This window comes from Geobacillus sp. CCR, assembly GCF_052906625.1.
The window spans coordinates 97,875-120,362 of the sequence record NZ_JBREBQ010000003.1 but is presented as its reverse complement, the minus strand read 5'-3'; the positions used below and the strand labels follow the sequence as shown (position 1 = coordinate 120,362).

19 protein-coding genes are annotated in these 22,488 nt (G+C 55.9%); 3 read left to right on the top strand and 16 right to left on the bottom strand.

Going from position 1 to position 22,488, the window contains the following annotated elements; all coding sequences use genetic code 11:
- Window positions 1–93: 93 nt before the first annotated feature.
- From hisB to ACVBDQ_RS02670, 15 genes are all read right to left on the bottom strand, one after another.
- The gene (gene hisB, locus ACVBDQ_RS02740; protein WP_042381731.1) at window positions 94–681 is read right to left on the bottom strand and encodes an imidazoleglycerol-phosphate dehydratase HisB; all 588 of its coding nucleotides are present in this window, start codon (window positions 679–681) and stop codon (window positions 94–96) included.
- 3 nt (window positions 682–684) lie between these two features.
- The gene (gene hisD, locus ACVBDQ_RS02735; RefSeq protein WP_011232545.1) at window positions 685–1,959 is read right to left on the bottom strand and encodes a histidinol dehydrogenase; all 1,275 of its coding nucleotides are present in this window, start codon (window positions 1,957–1,959) and stop codon (window positions 685–687) included.
- A gap of 350 nt (window positions 1,960–2,309) precedes the next feature.
- Complete coding sequence (hisG, locus tag ACVBDQ_RS02730) at window positions 2,310–2,933, bottom strand: ATP phosphoribosyltransferase (protein ID WP_015375795.1); 624 nt, start codon at window positions 2,931–2,933, stop codon at window positions 2,310–2,312.
- Window positions 2,934–3,111: 178 nt separating this feature from the next.
- On the bottom strand, window positions 3,112–4,296 hold the full coding sequence (locus ACVBDQ_RS02725; protein ID WP_011232547.1) for an ATP phosphoribosyltransferase regulatory subunit: 1,185 nt from the start codon (window positions 4,294–4,296) through the stop codon (window positions 3,112–3,114).
- 547 nt (window positions 4,297–4,843) lie between these two features.
- Window positions 4,844–5,341, bottom strand: a complete 498-nt coding sequence (locus ACVBDQ_RS02720; RefSeq protein ID WP_011232548.1) for an acyltransferase — start codon at window positions 5,339–5,341, stop codon at window positions 4,844–4,846.
- Window positions 5,338–6,006: a pyrophosphatase PpaX gene (ppaX, locus tag ACVBDQ_RS02715; RefSeq protein ID WP_011232549.1), complete on the bottom strand. Its 669-nt coding sequence runs from the start codon at window positions 6,004–6,006 to the stop codon at window positions 5,338–5,340. The genes ACVBDQ_RS02720 and ppaX overlap by 4 nt, the downstream gene beginning before the upstream one ends.
- Complete coding sequence (locus ACVBDQ_RS02710) at window positions 6,003–6,941, bottom strand: nucleoside recognition domain-containing protein (RefSeq protein ID WP_011232550.1); 939 nt, start codon at window positions 6,939–6,941, stop codon at window positions 6,003–6,005. Before ACVBDQ_RS02710 ends, ppaX begins: the two co-directional genes overlap by 4 nt.
- A 99-nt stretch (window positions 6,942–7,040) precedes the next feature.
- Window positions 7,041–7,853: a prolipoprotein diacylglyceryl transferase gene (gene lgt, locus ACVBDQ_RS02705; protein ID WP_011232551.1), complete on the bottom strand. Its 813-nt coding sequence runs from the start codon at window positions 7,851–7,853 to the stop codon at window positions 7,041–7,043.
- A gap of 59 nt (window positions 7,854–7,912) precedes the next feature.
- Window positions 7,913–8,848, bottom strand: a complete 936-nt coding sequence (hprK, locus tag ACVBDQ_RS02700; protein WP_011232552.1) for an HPr(Ser) kinase/phosphatase — start codon at window positions 8,846–8,848, stop codon at window positions 7,913–7,915.
- A 248-nt stretch (window positions 8,849–9,096) separates the two neighbouring features.
- Window positions 9,097–9,459, bottom strand: a complete 363-nt coding sequence (locus tag ACVBDQ_RS02695) for a phage holin family protein (RefSeq protein WP_011232553.1) — start codon at window positions 9,457–9,459, stop codon at window positions 9,097–9,099.
- A gap of 102 nt (window positions 9,460–9,561) precedes the next feature.
- Window positions 9,562–9,888 carry a DUF4870 domain-containing protein gene (locus ACVBDQ_RS02690; RefSeq protein ID WP_011232554.1) on the bottom strand — a complete coding sequence of 109 codons (327 nt, stop codon included), beginning with the start codon at window positions 9,886–9,888 and terminating at the stop codon, window positions 9,562–9,564.
- Between the two features lie 128 nt (window positions 9,889–10,016).
- Window positions 10,017–12,884 carry an excinuclease ABC subunit UvrA gene (uvrA, locus tag ACVBDQ_RS02685; RefSeq protein ID WP_011232555.1) on the bottom strand — a complete coding sequence of 956 codons (2,868 nt, stop codon included), beginning with the start codon at window positions 12,882–12,884 and terminating at the stop codon, window positions 10,017–10,019.
- 7 nt (window positions 12,885–12,891) lie between these two features.
- The gene (gene uvrB / locus ACVBDQ_RS02680; RefSeq protein WP_011232556.1) at window positions 12,892–14,868 is read right to left on the bottom strand and encodes an excinuclease ABC subunit UvrB; all 1,977 of its coding nucleotides are present in this window, start codon (window positions 14,866–14,868) and stop codon (window positions 12,892–12,894) included.
- A 249-nt stretch (window positions 14,869–15,117) separates the two neighbouring features.
- Entirely contained in the window at window positions 15,118–15,342 is a 225-nt protein-coding gene (locus tag ACVBDQ_RS02675) for a CsbA family protein (protein WP_011232557.1), read from the bottom strand.
- A gap of 13 nt (window positions 15,343–15,355) precedes the next feature.
- Window positions 15,356–16,528, bottom strand: a complete 1,173-nt coding sequence (locus tag ACVBDQ_RS02670; RefSeq protein ID WP_023633679.1) for a PDZ domain-containing protein — start codon at window positions 16,526–16,528, stop codon at window positions 15,356–15,358.
- Window positions 16,529–16,746: 218 nt separating this feature from the next.
- Between ACVBDQ_RS02670 and ACVBDQ_RS02665 the strand changes: the two genes are divergently transcribed.
- From ACVBDQ_RS02665 to ACVBDQ_RS02655, 3 genes are all read left to right on the top strand, one after another.
- Window positions 16,747–17,265 carry a MerR family transcriptional regulator gene (locus ACVBDQ_RS02665; protein ID WP_011232559.1) on the top strand — a complete coding sequence of 173 codons (519 nt, stop codon included), beginning with the start codon at window positions 16,747–16,749 and terminating at the stop codon, window positions 17,263–17,265.
- A 167-nt stretch (window positions 17,266–17,432) separates the two neighbouring features.
- A complete protein-coding gene (locus tag ACVBDQ_RS02660) occupies window positions 17,433–19,106 on the top strand; it encodes a DUF6044 family protein (RefSeq protein WP_011232560.1) in 1,674 nt (557 codons plus the stop codon).
- Between the two features lie 16 nt (window positions 19,107–19,122).
- On the top strand, window positions 19,123–20,115 hold the full coding sequence (locus ACVBDQ_RS02655; RefSeq protein ID WP_011232561.1) for a glycosyltransferase family 2 protein: 993 nt from the start codon (window positions 19,123–19,125) through the stop codon (window positions 20,113–20,115).
- A gap of 644 nt (window positions 20,116–20,759) precedes the next feature.
- Here the strand turns inward: ACVBDQ_RS02655 and ACVBDQ_RS02650 are convergent.
- Entirely contained in the window at window positions 20,760–22,208 is a 1,449-nt protein-coding gene (locus ACVBDQ_RS02650; protein ID WP_011232562.1) for a S41 family peptidase, read from the bottom strand.
- Between the last annotated feature and the right edge of the window lie 280 nt (window positions 22,209–22,488).

Genomic DNA, 22,488 nt, shown 5'->3' with positions numbered 1-22,488 from the left:
GGAGCTTTTCCCGCAGGAAGCGCTGCCTCGATCCGACCGCCTTTCCTGCGCCTGCGGAACTCTTTCCCCACGGGGGGCGCCCCACTCCATCGGCTACAGCATCCCTTTTGTCGACGGAACGCCTTTGACGCGCGGGTCGATCATCGTTGCTTCATCGAGCGCCCGCCCGAGCGCCTTAAACACCGCTTCGATCATATGGTGCGTATTGCGCCCGTAATGGACGATGACATGCAAGTTCATCCGCGCTTCAAGCGCCAGTTTCCATAAAAACTCATGCACGAGTTCGACATCAAACGCGCCGACTTTCGCTGCCGGAAACTCGCCGCGAAACTCAAAATGCGGGCGATTGCTCAAGTCGATCACAACTTGCGCCAAGGCGTCATCCATCGGCACAAACGCGTTGCCGTACCGCTTGATTCCTTTTTTGTCGCCGAGCGCTTCCTTGATCGCCTGCCCGAGGCAAATGCCGATGTCTTCCGTCGTATGGTGGTCGTCAATATGCGTGTCGCCTTTGGCCTCAATGTGCAAATCGAACTGGCCGTGCTTGGCGAACAAATCGAGCATATGGGTTAAAAACGGCACGCCCGTTTCCAGTTCCGCCTTCCCTTCGCCATCCAACGAAAACGATAACTGAATGCTCGTCTCGTTCGTCGTTCTTGCGATCATCGCTTCCCTTGCCATCATTCATTCCCCTTTCTCGAGCCGCACCTCAATGGCGCGCGCGTGCGCCTCCAGCCCCTCGAGGCGGGCAAAGGCGGCGATTTTGTCGCCATGTTGTTTCAATGCGGTTTCACTGTAAACAATCACGCTTGATTTTTTCACAAACTCGTCAACGCTCAAGCCGCTTGAGAATCTGGCCGTGCCGTTGGTTGGCAGCACGTGGTTCGGCCCGGCGAAATAGTCGCCGACCGGCTCGGAGCTGAAGCGGCCGAAAAACATCGCTCCCGCATGGCGGAGCCGGCCGAAAAGCGCGAGCGGTTCTGCCGTCATCACTTCCAAATGCTCCGGCGCCAGTTCGTTCACGACATCCACCGCTTCCTCAAGCGTCTCGGTGACGTAAATGGCGCCGTAGTTCTCGAGCGCCGCTTGGGCAATGTCGCGGCGCGGCAGCGTTTCCAGCTGCCGTTCGACTTCGCTCGCCACCGCCAGCGCCAATTTCATCGACGGCGTCACCAAAATGGCCGACGCCCGCACGTCATGCTCGGCTTGCGACAACAAATCCGCCGCAATCTCATCCGGTCGGGCCGTTTCATCCGCCAGCACGACAATTTCGCTCGGCCCCGCGATCATGTCGATCGCCACATGCCCGAACACTTCCCGCTTCGCCAATGCCACATAAATATTGCCCGGCCCGAAAATTTTGTCAACCGGCCGGATCGTTTCCGTCCCATAAGCAAGCGCGGCGATCGCCTGCGCGCCGCCGACTTTGTAAATTTCCGTCACGCCGAGTTCATAGGCGGCGGCCAGCACCCCAGCCGGGAGCGTGCCGTCTTTGTTTGGCGGCGAGGTGATGACAATCCGTTTCACCCCCGCCACTTGTGCGGGAATAACGTTCATCAGCACAGACGACGGATAAGCGGCCGTCCCGCCTGGCACGTACAACCCGACCGCATCGAGCGGCGTCACCTTTTGTCCGAGAATCGTGCCGTCTTCTTTCGTCATCCACCATGATTCGCGCTTTTGCCGTTTGTGGTAGTCGCGAATGTTGGCCGCCGCTTGGCGAATGATCTCCAGCATCTCCGCGTCCATCGCCGCATGCGCGCGCTTCATTTCCTCTTCCGTCACCTTGAGCGAATCCAGCTTGACGCCGTCAAACCGTTCCGTATATTCTTTCAGCGCCGCATCGCCGCGGTCGCGCACATTGGCGATGATATCAAGCACCGCGCGCCGCTGCTCCTCCGTTCCGCTTTCAATCGTGCGCCGCAGCGAGACGCCGCCTCGGATCCGTTCGATTTTCATCGTTCGCTCCCCTTTCTGTGACGTCCATCGGTTTTCGTCCATTGGCAATCTGTATCGATGCAATTTGAAGCTTTACCATTTGCAGCTTTTACCGAGTATTTGATCGACTGTCGGGCGACCGAACAACGCCGCTTAAAGACCCATATATGGGTCTGTGAAGCAGGCGGTTGTTCGATCCTCCGTCAGTCGAAAATGGACAAACCGCTTTTCCGTCAAGGATATGTTAAAGTTCTTCGTTGCATCTATATGCTATTTTCCAACGGCGTTGTCAACGCCGCTCCGCCATTCCCGAATCTCCACCAACCCATTCTTCGGAAACCGCCCATTTCCGCTCTGTCACACCTTTTTTCCTACGGCTGGGGAATGACCGCCGCCAATCGGTCGACCAACCGTTCAATGTCCCCGCCGTTTAGCCGGTAGCTCGCCGGGTTGACAATCAGGCGCGACGTCACCTCGGCGATCCGTTCAAGTTCGACAAGCCCGTTTTCTCTGAGCGTCCGCCCCGTGGAAACGATGTCCACGATCCGGTCGGCAAGGCCGATCAGCGGGGCGAGTTCAATGGATCCGTTCAGGCGGATGATTTCGACTTGCTCGCCTTGCTCGCGAAAATACGTTGACGCGATGTTCGGGTATTTCGTCGCCACCCTTGGTGCGATTTCGTTCATCTTGGCGCCGGGCAGCCCGGCGACCGCCAAATGGCAGCGGCTGATGTGCAAATCGAGCAGTTCGTACACATCCCGTTCTTCTTCCATCAGCACGTCCTTGCCGGCAATGCCCAAATCCGCGACCCCATGCTCGACATAGGTGACGACATCCATCGGTTTCGCCAAAATAAAGCGCATGTTTTCCTCTGGCACATCAATGACGAGCTTGCGCGACTCGGTAAATTCCGGCGGCAGCGCATAATCCGCCCGCCGCAGCAACTCGACCGCCTCTTCAAAAATGCGCCCTTTTGGCATGGCAATCGTCAGCATCATTCTTCCTCCTTGCTCCTCATCATGTCAAATGCGGCGCTGGGCCTTGAGTACACCGCATGCTCTCCACCGCCATGGGCAGCCTTTCCCGTCCGTTCTTCGCATCCGCTCTGTCCCGCCAATCGCTGCCGTTTTCAACAGCGTCGATGACCAACCGGCGGCGCCTTCTCTGTTATGTTCACTGCCCATCGCGCCCGCTGCGGCCAAGCAAATACACGATCGACCGGTAGCGCTGGCTGTAGGCGTCAATATCACGAATGCCGGCAATGTGCTGCAAGACGACGCGCTTGCCTTCCGCCCGTTTCGCTTCGGCCAATTCCACCGCTTCCGCCAGCCGCTCTTGGCTGAACACGATGCACTCGATGTCATCGCGCACATCCGTTTCCCCAATCGCCTCAATCAACCGATCGACGCGCAACCCAAACCCCGTCGCCGGCGCCGGGCGCGAGAACTTCGCCAATAAATCATCATACCGCCCGCCGTTGCCGATCGGGAATCCCACTTGCTCGGCGTACACTTCAAACAAAATGCCAGTGTAATAGCTCATATGGCTGACAAGCGCCATATCGAGCTTCACCGCCTCGGCCACTCCGTACGTCCGAAGCACCGCCATGAGCACCGCCAGCTCATCGGCCGCCCGCCGCCCCTTCTCGCTTGTGACGAGCGTTTTCGCCTGTTCAATCACGTCCGTTCCACCGCGCAAGGAAAGAAGGTCCAACAGCCGCTTTTGATCGATCGACGAAAGCGGCCACGACTTCACATGTTCACGGTAGCCGACGTAATTTTTCTCATATAAAAAACGGCGCAATACACTCGCCCGCTCCTCATTCCCTAAAATCTCCAAAAACAGAGCATTGACATAACCGATATGGCCGACCGCCACCGAAAACCGCCCGAGTCCCGTCCGCTTCAGCAGGGCGACCATTAAACTGATCACCTCGGCGTCGGCCGTCACCGTGCCGTCGCCGATCAACTCCACACCGATCTGTTCAAACTCCGCCGGCCGCCCGCCTTCGCGCTGCTGGGCGCGGAACACATTGGCGTTGTACGCCAGCCGGAGCGGATTGCCGTCGTCATACAACCGCGACGCCGCCACCCGGGCGATCGGCGCCGTCATATCGGGCCGCAATACGAGCGTATGCCCTTGCTGATCGAGGAGCTTAAACAGCCGATGATCGGCAATCGCCGACGCCGCCCCGACCGTTTCATAATACTCAAGCGTCGGCGTTTCGATAAACTCGTACCCCCAGCGTTCAATTTCTTCCGCCATCACCGAACGCACTTGTTTTTTCAACTCATATAAAAACGGCAGCGTATCGCGCATGCCTAACGGTTTTTCAAACATGAACAGCTTTTTTGCCATGTCCCCACGCCCTTTATCGAGATGCTTTAGTTTGCTAATATGGTAGAGAAGTGAAGTTATTAGTAGTTTACTCCTTTGCGGCCACAGCGTCAAGGGGGGAATGCTTTATAAATAACAAAACGGACAAGATCGCTTCAAAAAAGGAAGCGCTTGTCCATTTCGTTCCATGTCGCATAGGCGATTATCCACAATAATAGAATAAATACCTAAAAAAGTAGAGTACTTATTTATATACATGCAACGAAAAAGTTTAACATATCATTGACGGAAAAGTCGCTTATCCACTTTTCGACTGGCGGTGACCGAACAATCACCCGCTTCGCAGCCCCATACATGGTTCCGGAAGCGGCATTGTTCGCTCGCCCGACAGTCGATCCAATCGCTCTGTAAAAACTACAAATGTTAAAGATTCAAATTGCACCTATATAGAAAACCTACGCCCGTCAGACGATCTTCATCAGTCGCATTATAAATGTTTTTTGTGTTCCAATCTTTTTATCACTTTTTCTGGAAATCTTCATTTTTCCAAACAAAACCTCGCCCCCATTCAATTGGAAGGCGGTTCATTCCGGCGGACGATGCGCATCGGGCAACCCGCGGCCATCGCCCCGGGCGGGACGTCTTGATGGACGACGGTGCCGGCGGCGACCACGGCGCGGTCGCCGATCACCACACCAGGCAAAATGGTCGAGTTCGCGCCGATCATCACCTCATCGCCGATCACCACATCGCCGAGGCGGTATTCGTCAACCAAATATTCGTGAGCGAGAATCGTCGTGTTGTAGCCGATGACGCAGTTGCGGCCGATGCGGATTTTTTCAGGGAAGAGAATATCTGGCATGACCATAAAGGCGAGCGCCGTTTGTTCGCCGATTTTCATGCCGAGAAACGTGCGGTACAGCCAGTTTTTCAGCGGCAAAAACGGCGTGTAGCGCCCGATTTGAATGATGATGACGTTTTTCAGCACTTTCCAAAACGATACGGTGCGGTACAATTGCCAGAGCGAGTTCGCTCCTTGGACAGGGTATTTTGTCGTTCGTCTCACTGGGAGGACGTTTCCTCCTTCCGTTCGTTGATGCCGACAATGGCCAGCAAATCGCTCATTTTTTCCAGCATATAGTCCGGTTCATATTGTTCCAAATAGCCGCGGCCTTTAATCGCCCAAGCGACGCCGGCCGTTTTGACGCCGGCGTTTTTGCCGGCCAAAATGTCGTGGTAGTTGTCGCCGACCATCAGCGCTTCGTCCGATTTCGACTGAAGCGCCTCAAGCGCCTTATGAATCGGTTCGGGATCCGGTTTGGGGCGGCTGACGTCATCAAGGCCGATGACGCACGAGAAAAACGGTTCCAACCGCGTTTTTCTTAACCCCATCAGGGCGGTGTCGTGCATTTTCGTCGTCACGACGCCGAGGCGGAAGCCATGGCGGTGCAGCGTTTCGATCGTCTCATACACGGTGTCAAACTCGCGGATCAGTTCGTCATGGCGGGCATGGTTGAAGGTGCGATACGTCTTCACCATCTCCTCGGCCCGTTCCGGATCGAGCGAGCTGAACGTCTCATACAGCGACGGGCCGATGAACGGCAAGACGTCCTCACGCCCGTAGCGGCCCGGATAATACTTCTCCAGCGTATGCAAAAACGACTGGATGATCAGCTCATTCGTATCAATCAACGTTCCGTCAAGGTCAAATAAAATCGTGCGAATCGTCATGATGCGGCTTCCTTTCTCATCGGGTGTTCAAAACGGCGCCAAAGGAACGCCACCGCCATCGTCAACAGCACAGCCGTAACGAGGCGAATGACCAACAACGGCCAGACCGGGATGCCGAGCGGAACGAAAATGAGCGTGTCTTCGACAACCGCATGGCAAGAAACGAGAAAAATAAACGCCAACGTCAAATCGCGCTTCGAGACGCCGTCTTCTTTCGCCGCCTGAATCATCACCCCCGCCCCATAAGCGAGGCCGAACACAAAACCGGCGGCAAGGGTGAGCGATGTGTTCGCGCTCATGCCGAGCATCTTGGTCGCTGGCGCCATCCAGCGCGAAAACGTCTCAATCCAGTGGCGTTCTTTCAACACTTGAATGATCGTCATCAATGGAATGACAATCGCAACCAGCTGGACGATGCCGGTCGCCGCTTTTTTCAGCGCCGCCAAGATGATCTCTCCCCAGCCGGACGGCGAGGCGGCTTCAGGCGAGACAAACCCATATTGAGCGAGTTCCTGCCCCCCATCCCATAGATGGGCGATCAACAAACCGGAGACAACGGCCAAGCCAATGCGCACGGCGAGCATGAGCCAAACGCTCATACCCGTCCGCGAAGCGACGGAAGACTCGACGATCAAGTTGTGAGAAAAGGAAAGCATGACAGCGAGAATGAGCACTTCTTTCACTGTAAACTCGATCGTCAGCATCGCCCCGATCGCGGCGTACAGCCCGAGCAAATTGCCGAGCACCAGCGGCACGGCCGCGTCGCCGGATAAGCCGAACCACTTCATCAGGGGAGTGACAAGGTCGATCAACCATGAAAATAAAGGGGTCGGCTGCAACAGCGCTAAAATGAGCGTCACTGGAAAAATGATTTTGCCGAGCGCCCATGACGTCTTCAGTCCGGCGATGACGCCGCGCTGCAATGTTCCTACCATATCTCCTCTCTCCTTCGCTTGTCTTCATGCCGCCGTGTGACCTTTTCACCACACGCCGCCTCTCTTTTTCCCTAGTCATCCGTCAACGGATAAGGACGGCTATTCGTCTTGATACCTTGCTTTTGCCCATCCTTTCGCCCGGCGCACGATCCACAGCGCGATCGACAACACGATCAGCGTCACGGATACGACTTGGGCCGCGCGCAGACTGCCGGCCAGCATCAAGCTGTCGGTGCGCATCCCTTCAATCCAGAAACGGCCAACCGAATACCAAATCAAATAGGACAAAAACAGCTCGCCGCGCCGCAAATTGACGCGCCGCAGCCAAAGAAGCAAGAAAAAGCCGACGAGGTTCCAAAGGGACTCATATAAAAAAGTCGGATGCCAATAACGGCCGTCAATGTACATTTGATTGATGATCCAATCCGGCAAATGCAAATTTTCAAGAAACTGGCGCGACACAGGGCCGCCGTGCGCCTCTTGGTTCATAAAATTGCCCCAGCGCCCGATCGCCTGGCCTAAAATGATGCTTGGTGCGGCAATATCGGCGAGCTTCCAAAACGACAGCCCGCGCGCGCGGGCGAACACCGCGCCCGTCGCCACCGCCCCGATCAAACCGCCGTGAATGGCGAGGCCGCCTTGCCAAACTTTTGGAATCTCGGACAAATGCTTTGAATAATAGTGCCATTCAAACAGCACGTAGTACGCCCGCGCGCAGACAATGGCGATCGGCACGGCAAATAACACCAAATCGACAAACGTCTCTTTCGGCAAGCCGCGCCGCACTGCTTCGCGCGTCGCGAGCCATAGCCCAATCAACACACCGGTGCCGATAATGACCCCATACCAATAAATCGTAATGGGGCCAAGGTGCAAAAACACGCGGTCGAGCGGCTGAATCGTCGATTCCATCGTTTCCACCTCCTATGCTCCATGCCCAAACGAGATCCATTCCTTTGACGCAAGAAACATCAGTCGTAATCGTGCGCGCCGTCTTCGATGGCGTCGCTCAATCGCGCCGAAAACTCCTCAGCCGCGTTGACCCCGAGCCGCTTCAGCCGGAAGTTCATCGCCGCCACTTCGACGATGACCGCCAAGTTGCGCCCTGGGCGGACCGGAATCGTTAATTTCGGCAATTCGGTATCCAAAATTTTCACTTTCTCTTCTTCCAACCCGAGCCGATCGTACTGCTTCTCCGGATCCCAAAGCTCCAAGTCGACGACGAGCGAAATGCGCTTATGCGTCCGCACCGCCCCTGCGCCGAACAGCGTCATCATATTAATAATGCCGAGGCCGCGAATTTCAAGCAGATGCTCGATCAGCTCCGGCGCGCTGCCGACGAGCGTATCTTCATCTTCTTGGCGGATTTCCACACAGTCGTCGGCGACCAACCGATGGCCGCGTTTGACGAGCTCCAGCGCCGTTTCGCTTTTGCCGACGCCGCTTTTGCCCGTGATCAACACCCCGACGCCGTACACATCGACAAGCACCCCGTGCACCGCGGTGGTGGGGGCGAGCTTGCTTTCCAAATAGTTTGTCAATCGGCTTGACAGGCGGGTCGTTTTCATCGTCGAGCGCATGACCGGCACCGACTGGCGCTCAGACGCTTCGATCAGCTCCGGCGGCACTTCCAATCCACGCGAGACGATGATCCCTGGCGTAATGTCGGTGCAAAGCCGTTCCATCCGCGACTTTTTTTCTTCCGGCGTCAACGTTTCATAAAACGACAGCTCCGTCCGTCCGAGCAGCTGCAGACGCTCCGCCGGGTAATAGGCGAAATAGCCGGCCATTTCAATCCCCGGCCGCGACAAATCGCTTGTCGTAATCGGGCGGTAAATGCCCTCCGCGCCGCTGACGAGCTCGAGCTGGAACTGTTCAATGATGTCTTTCGTCCGCACTTTTGGCATACGTCGCCTTTCTCCCCTTTCTTCATCTTTTTCCATTGTAACACGTTTCGTTCCGCCATTGAATGGAAAACATCGGGGAAAACAAAACAGGGACGGCTCCCCCCGTCCCGATCAAGCCAAACACATCAAACCGAAACGATCTTCACCGCATCGTTTCTCCCATTGCAACCCCTTGCCGCATTTGCCATCTTTTCACACGATCACGGAAAACCATGGCGCCACCGGCCTTCCAATGGATCACGCCCCCGTTACGACCGGTTGCGCAGCGGCTCGATAATCGCTTTTTGCACGAGCAGGTGGAAAAACGACAAGACGATCGATGCGAGCAGCGCCGTGCCAAAGCCGCCGATTTGAAACGCATCGCCCATCAGCCCTGCAGTCATCATGAGCGTGATGGCGTTAATGACAAACAAAAACAAACCGAGCGTCAACACTGTCACCGGCAGCGTCAACAAGATGAGCACAGGGCGAACGACGGCGTTGAGCACCGCCAAAATCACGCTCGCCAAAAACGCCGCGCCGATGCCGCTGAAGTGAATATCGTCAAAATAGCCGTCAATCGCCATCAGCAGCACCGTATTGATAAACACACCGATCAGCCAATTGAGCATCCCATCACCATCTTTATTCGAGTCTCGCGCCCGCCGGCCACACCTTGTTACAGTCCCAAAGAAACGGGGCCACGGCATTCGCCGGCAAACGGGCGCTTTCTCTTATTTTAACACTTGAATCCCTTTTATGACATTCCAAACGATGACAACGAGATTTACCGCCCCAGCAACGAGGAACCCAAGCCAGACGAGCCCGCCGCCAAAAAGAAGCGATTCCTCGCCCCAATGGCCGAACAGCACCGGCGACGCGGCCAACGCAATGAACAAGAGGATCGTAACGGCCGGAATCAAATGCGACACGAGCGACCGCTTCGCATGGCGTTTGACTTCAAGATCTTCGACAACAAAATAGACGACAATCGGCAAAATGAACGGCGCAAAAAAGACGCTGAAATAACAAAGCGCGGACAACACTTTGTTCGTCGACAATCGGCAATCCCCTTTCCAAGTTTCCTTTACCTGTATATACGACGGCCGCTAGGAAAAGTTTCCTGCCGACGGCAAAAAAAGGCGGCGGACGCCGGTGCCCCAAGCGGCGGACAAAGCCGCAAAGGCCTTTACGCCTTCACCGCTTCATATTGCGCCTGCATGCGCGCCCGGTCGCGCTCGAGAATCGGTTTTAAGTAGCGGCCGGTGTGCGACTCCTCCACCTCGGCCACCTCTTCCGGCGTGCCGACAGCGACGATTTGTCCGCCTCGGTCGCCGCCTTCCGGACCTAAGTCAATGATATAGTCCGCGGTTTTGATGACGTCCAAGTTATGTTCAATGACAAGCACGGTATCGCCGTTGTCGACGAGCCGGTGGAGCACATCAAGCAGCCGGGCGATGTCATCGACATGAAGCCCGGTCGTCGGCTCGTCCAAAATGTAGAGCGTCCGGCCGTTGGAGCGGCGGTGAAGCTCAGCGGCGAGCTTGACGCGCTGCGCCTCGCCGCCCGAGAGCGTCGTCGCCGGCTGGCCGAGCTTCATATAACCGAGCCCGACGTCATAGAGCGTCTCGAGCTTGCGTTTGATTTTCGGGATCGAGGCGAAAAAGTCGAGCGCATCTTCGACCGTCATGTCGAGCACCTCGGCGATGTTTTTTCCTTTATACGTCACCTCGAGCGTCTCGCGGTTGTACCGTTTGCCGTGGCACACTTCGCACGGGACGTACACGTCCGGCAAAAAGTGCATCTCAATTTTGATGATGCCATCGCCATGGCACGCCTCGCAGCGCCCGCCTTTGACATTGAAGCTGAACCGCCCTTTTTTGTAGCCGCGCACTTTCGCTTCGTTCGTCGAGGCAAACACGTCGCGGATGTCGTCAAACACCCCGGTGTACGTCGCCGGGTTCGAGCGTGGCGTGCGGCCGATCGGCGACTGGTCGATGTCAATGACTTTATCGAGATGCTCCAGCCCGCGGATGCCGCGATGTTCGCCCGGTTTCGCCTTCGCCCGGTGCAGCTTTTGCGCCAGCGCCTTATACAACACTTCGTTCACGAGCGTGCTTTTGCCCGAGCCCGACACCCCGGTGACAGCGACAAACGTGCCGAGCGGGATTTTCACCGATACGTTTTTCAAGTTATGCTCGCGCGCGCCGACGACCTCAAGCCAACGTCCGTCCGGACGGCGACGCTCGGCCGGAATCGGGATGAATTTTTTCCCCGATAAATACTGGCCGGTGAGCGAGTTCGGGTCGTTCATCACTTCTTCCGGCGTGCCGGCGGCGACGACCTCGCCGCCGTGGATGCCCGCCCCCGGACCAATGTCAATCAAATAGTCCGCGGCCAGCATGGTATCCTCGTCGTGCTCCACCACAATGAGCGTATTGCCGAGGTCGCGCATGCTTTTCAACGTCGCGATCAGCCGGTCGTTGTCGCGCTGATGAAGCCCGATCGACGGCTCGTCGAGCACGTACAGCACCCCCGTCAGCCGCGAGCCGATCTGCGTCGCCAAGCGGATGCGCTGCGCCTCGCCGCCGGAGAGCGTTCCTGCCGAGCGGCTGAGCGTCAAATAGTCGAGGCCGACGTTTTGCAAAAAGCCGAGCCGGTCGCGAATTTCACGCAAAATAAGGCGGGCGATTTGCGCTTCTTTTTCGGTCAGCTCGAGCCCGTCAAAAAAGGCGAGCGCCTCGGTCACCGACATGGCGGTGACCTCGCCGATATGCTTGCCGCCGACAAGGACGGCCAGGCTTTCTTTTTTCAGCCGGTAGCCTTGGCATGTCGGACATGGTTGTTCCGCCATATACTTTTCCATCTGCTCGCGGATGTAGTCCGAGCTCGTCTCGCGATAGCGGCGTTCGACGTTCGGAATGACGCCTTCAAATGCGATGTATTGTTCGCGCACTTGCCCGAAATCATTCGTATAGCGGAAGTAAATCGGCTCCCCGCCGCTGCCGTACAAAATTTTATCGAGCTGCTCTTTTGGCAAATCTCTGACCGGCACGTCCATCGGGATGCCGTAATGGCGGCACACGGCTTCGAGCAGCTGCGGGTAATATTGCGAGCTTTGCGGCTCCCACGGAGCGATGGCGTGTTCTTTTAACGTCAGCTCATCGTTCGGGATGACCAAATCGAGATCCACTTCGAGCTTCGCCCCGAGCCCGTCGCAGTCCGGGCAGGCGCCGAATGGACTGTTGAACGAAAACAGACGCGGTTCAAGCTCCCCGATCGAAAAGCCGCAGTACGGACAAGCGTGCTTTTCGCTGAACAAGAGCTCCCCCTCGCCGATCACGTCAACGACCACTTTGCCGTCGGCGAGCTTCAGCGCCGTCTCAAGCGAATCGGCAAGCCTGGCGGCGATGCCGTCTTTGATGATGATGCGGTCGACGACGACATCAATCGAATGTTTTTTGTTTTTTTCCAGCTCAATGTCCTCCGTCAACTCGCGCATCTCGCCGTCAATGCGGACGCGCACATACCCTTGTTTGCGAATATCCTCCAATGTCTTGGCGTGCGTCCCTTTTTTTCCCGAGACGATCGGCGCCAAAATTTGCATTTTCGTCCGCTCCGGGTAAGCGAGCAGCCGGTCGACCATTTGCTCGATCGTCTGCGATTGGATTTCAATGCCGTGCGTCGGGCAAATGGGGCGGCCGATGCGGGCGAACAGCAGCCGTAAATAATCGTAAATTTCCGTCACCGTGCCGACGGTTGAGCGCGGGTTGCGGCTCGTCGTTTTTTGATCGATCGAAATGGCCGGCGACAACCCTTCAATCGCATCGACGTCCGGTTTTTCCATCTGCCCTAAAAACTGGCGGGCATACGCCGACAGCGATTCGACGTAGCGGCGCTGGCCTTCCGCGTAAATCGTATCAAACGCCAGCGACGACTTCCCCGACCCGGACAGCCCGGTCAAGACGACGAGCTTGCCGCGCGGGATTTCGACGTCAATGTTTTTCAAGTTGTGGGCGCGCGCCCCTTTGACGACAATTTTATCCATTCCGTTCATCCGGCCATCACCCTTCCGCTTTCAATTCGAAAATGATATCGCGCAGCTGGGCGGCCCGCTCGAAGTCGAGCGCTTTGGCCGCCTCTTTCATTTCCGCTTCGAGCGTTCGAATCAGCTCTTCCCGCTCTTGTTTCGTCATCGCTGCCGCCGGCTTTGCCTCGTACATCTCCGTCTCTTCCGCCGCATACGTCGCGCGGATGACGTCGCGAATCTCCTTTTTCACCGTGCGCGGCACGATGCCGTGCTTTCGGTTGTACTCTTCTTGAATCGCGCGGCGCCGCTTCGTCTCTTGAATGGCGACTTCCATCGATTTCGTGATCGTATCGGCGTACATGATCACATGGCCGTTCGCGTTGCGCGCCGCCCGGCCGATCGTCTGGATGAGCGAGCGCTCCGAGCGCAAAAACCCTTCTTTGTCGGCATCCAAAATGGCGACAAGCGACACTTCCGGAATGTCGAGCCCTTCGCGAAGCAAGTTGATGCCGACCAGTACATCGTATTTGCCGAGCCGCAAATCGCGGATGATTTCAATGCGCTCGAGCGTCTTAATTTCCGAATGCAAATACGCCACCTTGATCCCCGCTTCTTTCAAATAATCGGTCAAATCTTCCGCCATCTTTTTCGTCAGCGTCGTCACCAACGTCCGCTCGTTCCGCTCGACGCGCTCGCGAATTTCGCCGATCAAATCGTCGATTTGCCCTTTCGTCGGGCGGACGTCGATCGTTGGGTCGAGAAGCCCGGTCGGGCGGATGATTTGTTCGACAACGCCCGGGCTGTGTTCAAGCTCATACGGCCCCGGCGTCGCTGAGACGTAAATAATTTGATTGATTTTTTGCTCGAACTCTTCAAACGTGAGCGGCCGGTTGTCAAGCGCCGACGGCAGACGGAAGCCGTGGTCGACAAGCACTTGCTTGCGCGCCCGGTCGCCGTTGTACATGCCGCGCAGCTGCGGCAAGGTGACGTGCGACTCATCAACGATGATCAAAAAATCGTCCGGAAAATAGTCAAGCAATGTATACGGCGTTGAGCCCGGCGGCCGCAGCGCCAAATGGCGCGAGTAGTTTTCGATGCCGGAACAAAAGCCCATCTCGCGCATCATTTCAAGGTCATAGCGCGTCCGCTGCTCAAGCCGCTGCGCCTCTAAGAGCTTCCCTTGCGCGCGCAGTTCGGCAAGCCGCTCCTCAAGCTCTTGTTCGATGTTTTGAATGGCGAGCCGCATTTTCTCCTCGCGCGTCACGAAGTGCGACGCCGGGAAAATGGCGACATGCTCGCGCTCGCCGAGCACCTCGCCGGTTAAGGCGTCCACCTCGCGGATGCGCTCGATTTCATCGCCGAAAAATTCGACGCGGATGCAATGTTCATCGCGCGACGCGGGGAAAATTTCGACAACATCGCCGCGGACGCGGAACGTGCCGCGGCGAAAATCGATGTCATTGCGGTCGTATTGGATGTCGACAAGCCGCCGAAGCAACGCGTTGCGCTCGATCTCCATCCCAACGCGCAGCGATACGACCAGTTCGCGGTACTCTTCCGGCGACCCTAAACCGTAAATGCACGACACGCTCGCAACGATAATCACGTCCCGGCGCTCAAACAAGGCTGATGTCGCCGAGTGCCGCAATTTGTCGATTTCATCGTTGATTTTCGCGTCTTTTTCAATGTACGTATCCGTCTGCGGCACATACGCTTCCGGCTGATAGTAATCGTAATAGCTGACAAAATATTCGACGGCGTTGTGCGGGAAAAACTCTTTCAGCTCGCTGTACAATTGGCCAGCGAGCGTTTTGTTGTGGGCGATGACAAGCGTCGGTTTGTTGACTTGGGCGATCACGTTCGAGATCGTAAACGTTTTGCCCGTCCCCGTCGCCCCAAGCAGCGTTTGATGCTTCACCCCGCGGCGCAGGCCGTCAACGAGCTTGGCGATCGCCTGCGGCTGATCGCCTTGCGGTTCGTATGGCGCCACTAATTGAAAACGGCCCTCCACCGTTTCGCCTCCTCCTTCGTACCATCTTTCCCCATTGTATCACATCGTGATGATCCATGCATCAAAAATGCGAACTCATATTCGTACCAACCCACTCAGCGTTTTCCATCGCTTCGCACCGAAAAACGCGAAAAAGCGGACCCATTTATGCCCAAGGTCCGCGTCTTCGCTCCGTTCCGTTTCGACAATCCGAGGTTCAGCCGACGATGCCTTTTTCCAAAAACAGACGGTTGAACCGACAACGCCGCTTCATTTTTGCTTCAGATAGTCGAGCATGCGGCCGGCCCAAAGAAAGCCGGCGATCGTCGATGCAATGTCAGCGACGATTTCATGCAGCTCGTCCGTATAGCCTTTCAAGTAGGAAGCGACAAGCAGCGCCGTCGTCAACAGCACAGCGATGTACCGATTGTACGTCACCCGCGCAAACAACAGCACCAATAGGCACGGAATGATGAGTGCCGCCAAAAACCACATGATCCATTCTCCTTTACGAAACAGCTTCAGACGCTGATGCGTTCCGATCACGGACGAACAGCAGCCCGAGTTCATGATGCTCATCCTCATAGAGCGCCCCTTGGACGAAACGGACTTCGCCGTTATGTCCGACGACATCCAACTTGCAGAACGCGCGGTTGCGTTGGAGCGCCTCGTAAAACTCGGTTTCACTCCGCACCGGGGCGCCGTTTGTTTTGATGATGACTTCTCCGATCGAAAGCCCCATTTTTTCCGCTTTCGAGCCGGGAAGCACGCCGACAATCACCAAGCCGTGCGGATGGCGGGCAAAGCGGGGCGGGCGGGCGCGGTCGGCGCGATGCCCGGAAAACGCAATCCATTCGCGGCCGATGATGGCCATAGCCCCCGCCGCCACCGCGAGCGGTGGATACCATATACCGGAAGCGGCCAACAGGGCGACAACGAACGCCAGCCGAACAACAAGCCGCCCCTCCGCGCGCGCCGCTTCCGCCGGCAGCATGTGCTGGCGGCGCTGGGAAAAGCCGAGAAGAAACGGCACGAGCCAAAATGAATAGCTGTCTCCCGTCGAAACGAGCGGCCACCAGGAAGCCGGAGGCAGCGCGCCGCCTGATACGGGCAGCACAACCGGCACAAACCAAAGACGCTGCGTCCATTGCAGGCCGACCGTCATCCCTCGCTTGCTTTTCGCAAGCTGCGGCGAGGCCGCCTCGTTTCGCGTGCGAATGATGAGCCATCCTTCCGAAAGCAAAAGCAACGCAAGCCACACCGCCAAAGCGGGCGCGGCCGCCATGCCATCGGGAAGCCATCGGGACAACGCGCTGCTTCGCTCCGCCAAACCGAGCACGAGAAGCGCGCCGCCAACCGTATAAGCAGGCGACAGCAACCGCGCTTCCATCGTCAAACTAAAGAGCACCGTCAGCACCGTCACCGTCCAAACCGCTTCCTGCGGCACCGCGATCCCGATGCCGACGGCCGCCGCCGACAACATCGCTCCAGCCATCCATCCCTTCGTCCAAAGCCCGCGCCACTCTTGCCATAGGCTGTAGACGCGCACATGAAAATCGCGGCGCTCCCGCTTCACCCGCCGCCAACCGACGGCCAAAGCGAGCGCGGCGCCATAATAAAGAAGCGGCTGCCGCCAAACCGACGCGACGCCCTCAAGCCATTCCAGCCACCATGTTGCCATCCGCTTCACCCCTTGCGTCGTTCATCATTCTTTATCTTCTATTCTACCAAATGGCATGGCCAATTCCCATGCCCACAGCCATCTTTTTTCGCCAATGGCGAATCTTCGCTGTTTTCCACTTTCTTTGCCGAATCAACACTAGTTTTGTCGGCTGGGAAGGATTTTCAAAGATGCAGAGGAAAAAGGATAAACAAGACGAAACAAGGAGGAGTGAAACGATGGAATTGAAAACGTCCGACGTCGCTATTCGCCTTGGTGTATCGCCGAAAACGATCCAGCGCTGGGTGCGCAAATACAACATTCCGTTGCGGAGAAACGAGGCCGGCCACTACTTGTTTGATGAAAAAACAGTCGCCTTGCTCGAACGGGTCAAATTTGAACAAGGCGCCGCCATGGAAGCGCCGCCGACCCCGAAACGCCCTCCGACGCCGCTGCGGAACAACATTCCTATTGACGCCTTACATGAATCGATCGAACCCGAAATCGCCCGCGTCTCCTCGCGCTTGGACCAGCTTGAACGGCAACTGGAGCAAAAAGCAGATGACGTCGTCTCCATTCAACTGTTGCATCACCGCCAAGAAATGGAAGAAATCGTCGCCCGCCTCACTGCGTTGGAGCAGCTTGTCGCCCGCCTTGAACAGCAGCTGAACAATCGACCGCCTTCCTCCCATGAAACATCGGACGAACCAAAGCAGAAACGGCGCGGCCTTGGGCGGGTGATGGGGTTGTTTGCCTAATGGTTCCATCCACCCTGCTTGACGCAGGGTGTTTTTTTGGTTGCTTCTTTCCCCTTTTTCTCCCCCTTCACTACTTCTTTACAATTTTTTTATGCTTTTTTAATCGCAGCGGTTTATAATGGATCATGTTGTGCAATCTGCCCGTATGGGAAAGGAGGGCGCGCGAGATGGAACAAAGAGAACGAAAAGCGGTCGCCATCGCGTTCATCGTATTGGCTCTCTACCTTTCTCCGCTGTACATGTTAGGCGAACACGCCCATATTCGCGTGCACGACAATATGGATTCGAACATCGCCTGGTATCGCGTGCTCGTTCGCAGCGGCCAACTATTTGGCCCAATCGATGCCGTCATCCCGCAAGTGATCAACGGGTTGCCGCGCAACGCCTTCGGCACAGAATTCAGCGGCATCGTGTGGCTGCATGCTTTGTTTCCCTCCATGGCGGCGTACGCGCTCAGCCAGACGATCACGAGGGTATTCGCCTTTTTGGGTATGTATTGGCTGCTCAGGCGCCACTTTTTGCCTTCACCGGAATCATGGCTCATTCGCGTCGGGGCGGCGCTTGCTTTTGCGCTGACACCGTTTTGGCCGTCCGGCATGTTAAGCACGCTCGGCATGCCGCTGGCGCTTTGGGCGTTTCTGTCGATCCGCAACGGAGAAGCGACATGGAAAGAATGGCTTGCGATCATCTTGCTTCCGTTTTACGCCAGCTTTGTGCTCGGATTTTTCTTTTTCCTCGCCGCGATGGCGGCGGTGTGGCTGTTTGACGGCGTTGTCCGCAAGCAGTGGAACAAGCGGTTTTTCGCCGCGATCGCCCTGATGACAAGCTTGTTTTTGGCCATCGAGTACCGCCTCGTGTACTCGCTTGTCTTCAGCGGCGAACCGACGAGCCGGAACGAGTTCCTCTCCTCGCGGCTCAGCTTCGTCCACTGCCTTCGTTTAACGTTGAAAAACTATGTGCTCGGCCATACGCATGTGATGACCGTCCATGGGCCGATCATCTTGCCGGTGCTTTGGGCGGCGTTTCTTCTCGTTTTGCGCCGCCGTCAGCGCGGGTCATTGGAGCGGCGCTTCCTTTTGCTGTTTTGGTTGAACATCGCCTTATCGGCTTGGTATGCGTTTTGGTTTTACAAAGGGTGGCAGCCGCTGAAAGAACGGATTTCACTTTTGAATACGTTCAATTTCGCCCGCTTCCATTTTTTGCGGCCGATGGTCATTTACGTCGATTTTGCCTTGGCCTTGCAAATCTTAGCCAAGGAACGGACCGCATGGCGGCGCCTCGTGCCGATCGCCTTGGCGCTGCAGCTGCTTTTGCTTGGCGGGTTTAACGAGGAAATCCGCTATCGCCTCGCTGGCACGCCGTCGTTCGAGCAGTTTTATTCCGAACATTTATTTACCAAAATCAAGCAATACATCGGCAAGCCGGTATCGTCCTACCGCGTTGCCAGCGTTGGGCTTCACCCGGCCATCGCTCAATACAACGGGTTTTATACGCTCGATACGTACAACAATTTTTACCCGTTGTCGTATAAGCGGAAGTTTCGCCGCATCATTGCCAAAGAATTGGACAAAAGCCCAGTGCTGAAAGACTATTTCGACCATTGGGGCAACCGCGTCTATTTGTTTTCGGCAGAGCTCGGGAAACATTACATGTTCACGAAACGCTCGCATAAAGTCATTCGTCATTTCGAGATCGACACAAAGGCGTTCAAACAGCTTGGCGGCAAGTACATTTTTTCCTCCGTCCCGATCATGAACGCCCGCGACATCCATCTCCGCTTCTTGCGGGCGTTCACCGATCGACAGTCAGTCTGGAAAATTTATGTATACGAAGTGGAGTGAAAGGGAGGCAAGAAACATGGTGGACAAACCATTGTTAGCCATCGTCGTCCCATGCTACAACGAAGAAGAAGTGTTGCCGGAAACGGCCCGGCGGCTGACCGCTTTGCTTGAGCAGCTGCTCGAAGAAGGAGCGGTCGCCATCGGCAGCCATATCGTTTTTGTCGACGACGGCAGCCGCGACCGGACATGGGCGCTCATTGAAGAAGAAAGCGAGCGCAACCCGTTTGTCTCCGGTGTGAAACTCGCTCGCAACGTCGGCCATCAGCGGGCGCTGCTCGCTGGGCTCGAAACCGTTCGCGCGTACGCCGATTGTGCCGTGTCCATTGACGCCGATTTGCAAGACGATGTGGAGGCGATCCGCGAATTTGTGCAAAAATACCGCGAAGGGTATGACATCGTGTATGGCGTGCGGCGGAGCCGAAAGACAGACACGTGGTTCAAGCGTACGACCGCCCAGGCCTTTTATCGGTTCATGCAGGCGCTCGGAATCGAGCTGATTTACAACCACGCCGATTTCCGTCTGATGAGCAAGCGAGCGCTCGATGAACTGAGCCGCTATACGGAAGTCAATCTCTTTTTGCGCGGATTGGTGCCGCTTGTTGGGTTCCGCTCGACGTGCGTCTTTTACGACCGACATGAGCGTTGGGCCGGACAATCGAAATACCCGCTCAAAAAGATGCTCGCCTTCGCCTTTGACGGCATCACCTCCTTAAGCGTCGCACCGATTCGCGCCATTACGCTCATCGGGTTTTTGGCCTTTCTCATCAGCGGTGCGGCTGGGCTGTACGCCCTCATCAGCAAACTTCTCGGGCACGCCGAATCAGGCTGGACGTCGCTCATGATTTCCGTTTGGTTCATCGGCGGGCTGATGCTGATGAGCCTCGGCCTCATCGGGGAATATATAGGAAAAATTTATCAAGAAGTGAAACGGCGGCCGCGGTTTGCGATCGAAACGACCGTGCAGCTGCCGCTTCCGTCAGAAAGGGAGAAAACGCCGGCCCGCCTGTAGGAAGGCATAGGTGATCCAAAACCGAAAAGGTCGGACGGATCAATCGGATCCGCTTGAACATCTCCTGCTTTCACTTGCGGCCTGGCAGCAGCCTCCTTCGATTCGATATAGATGCAACGAAAAAGTTTAACATATCCTTGATGGAAAAGTCGCTTGTCCATTTTTCGACTGTCGAAGGCAAGCCTGTGGCTTGCCTTCGTCACGCCAAGGCGTGACGGAAGACCCGAACAACCACCCGCTTCACAGACCCATACATGGGTCTGAAAGCGGCGTTGTTCGGTCGCCCGACAGTCGATCAAATGCTCGGTAAAAGCTACAAATGTTAAAGCTTCAAATTGCATCTATATAGATACAACGAAGAAGTTTAATATATCCTTGACGGAAAAGTGGTTTGTCCATTTTCGACTGTCGAAGGCAAGCCTGTGGCTTGGAAGACCGAACAACGACTCGCTTCACAGACCCATTCATGGGTCTGGAAGCGGCGTTGTTCGGTCACTCGACAGTCGGATGCAATCACTGGTAAAAACGAAAAATGGTAAAGCTTTAAATTGCATCTATAGAGATGATAAAAAGAAAGGGTGTCCCAGAAGGATCGGGACACCCTTTCTGATTACCATATATAGCATCAATCGCCCTCGGCTCGCTTACGACGGAAACAACACGCCAAGCGCTTTTTTCAGCTGCACATCATGGTTCGGATCGCGGACGGCTTCCATGATTTTCGTTTGCAGCGCATCCGCCGTCGCCTCATCGATTCGTCCCGTAACCGGCAGCTGATTCGCTTTTTGGAACGCTTGGACGGCCTGTTCGGTTTCTTTGCTGAAGTAGCCGTCCGTGCGGCCCGGGTTGAAGCCAAGCCCTTTGAGCATTTTTTGCGCATTGGCGATTTGCTCGTCGTTCATGTCATACCGAAGCGGTTTTTCCACATGAAGCGGAGCGACGTGGAAGTAATCCGGCTGTACCACCGCGACATCGGGCTTAATGCCTTTTTTATGGATCCAATGCCCGTCCGGCGTCAGCCATTTGTACAGCGTCAATTTGATGTTGCTGCCGTCGCCCATCGGAATCGCCTGCTGCACCGTCCCCTTGCCAAACGTCGTCTCGCCGACCAGCTTGTAGCCGCCCGCTTCCTTCATCGCACCTGCCAAAATTTCCGACGCCGAGGCGCTTCCTTTGTCGATGAGCACAACGATCGGGTATGGCTTTTTCGCCGTTAAATCGGAATAAAACTTTTGCCGATCGCCATCGCGTTCTTCAATTTGTACATATGGTTTGCCTTTCGGGATGAGCTGCTTCAAAATTTCCTCAACGCTTTGCAAATAGCCGCCCGGATTGCCGCGCACATCGATGATCAAGCCATCAATATGTTCGGCCTCAAGCTTCGCCAACTTCTTTTTAAAGTCGGCGGCCGTGTTTTCCGAAAACGACGTAATTTGCAAATAGCCCGCCTTTTTGCCGTTGTATGTTTTGATCGAGTCATACACCGTCTGAATCGGAATTTCGTCGCGGACGACCTTGACTTTCATCACGTTTTTGACGCCGGGGCGCAAAATGTCAAGCTCCACCGTTGTTCCTTTCTTGCCGCGGATTTTCAATACCGCTTCATATAAATCAAGCCCTTCCAGGCTTTCTCCGTTGACGCGCAAAATTTGGTCATTCGGCTTCAGCCCCGCTTTTTCCGCCGGCGAGTTTTTGATCGGAGCCACGATCGTCACCTTGCCGTCGATCATGCTCACTTCGGCGCCGATCCCCTCAAACGATGAGTCGAGCGACTCGTTGAACTGCTCCGTCGTTTCCGCATCCATGTAGACGGAATACGGGTCATGGAGCGTGTTGATCATCCCTTGAATGGCGCCTTCCGTCAGTTTTTCTTCATCCACTTTCTCCACGTACCGATTCTTAATGAGCTCATAAGCTTGCCGGATTTTTTTCATCTCTTCGCTGTCGTTCGTCGACTTGGACGGCTCATTCGAAACAATCGTCGAAAGCGAGCCTTCCATCGGGCGGTCCGCCAACTGAAGGCCAGCGTACGTCCCTCCCGCCCCAATGAGCATCGATATGGCCATCAATGCGGCCGTCGTCGATTTTTTCACGTTGCTTCCTCCTCACCCTAAACCTGCCCTTTCCATTGCCTGCAACAGAAGGGAAAGGGGGTCTCTTCTCGTTCTCCTTCGGTGAAGCAAGCGGACGCCTCTGCCGCCTAGACGGCGGCGGCTTCCGCCAATGAGAAAAGGAAAAGCACCGCCTCACGCCGTGCCATGCCTTTATCTCCATCATATGTTAGGCTTGTACCGAGTATGCTCATTCGTTGTCTATCCTTTACTAGTTTACACGCTCCTTGTTGATTTCTCAACTCATACAGAACGGAAAAAA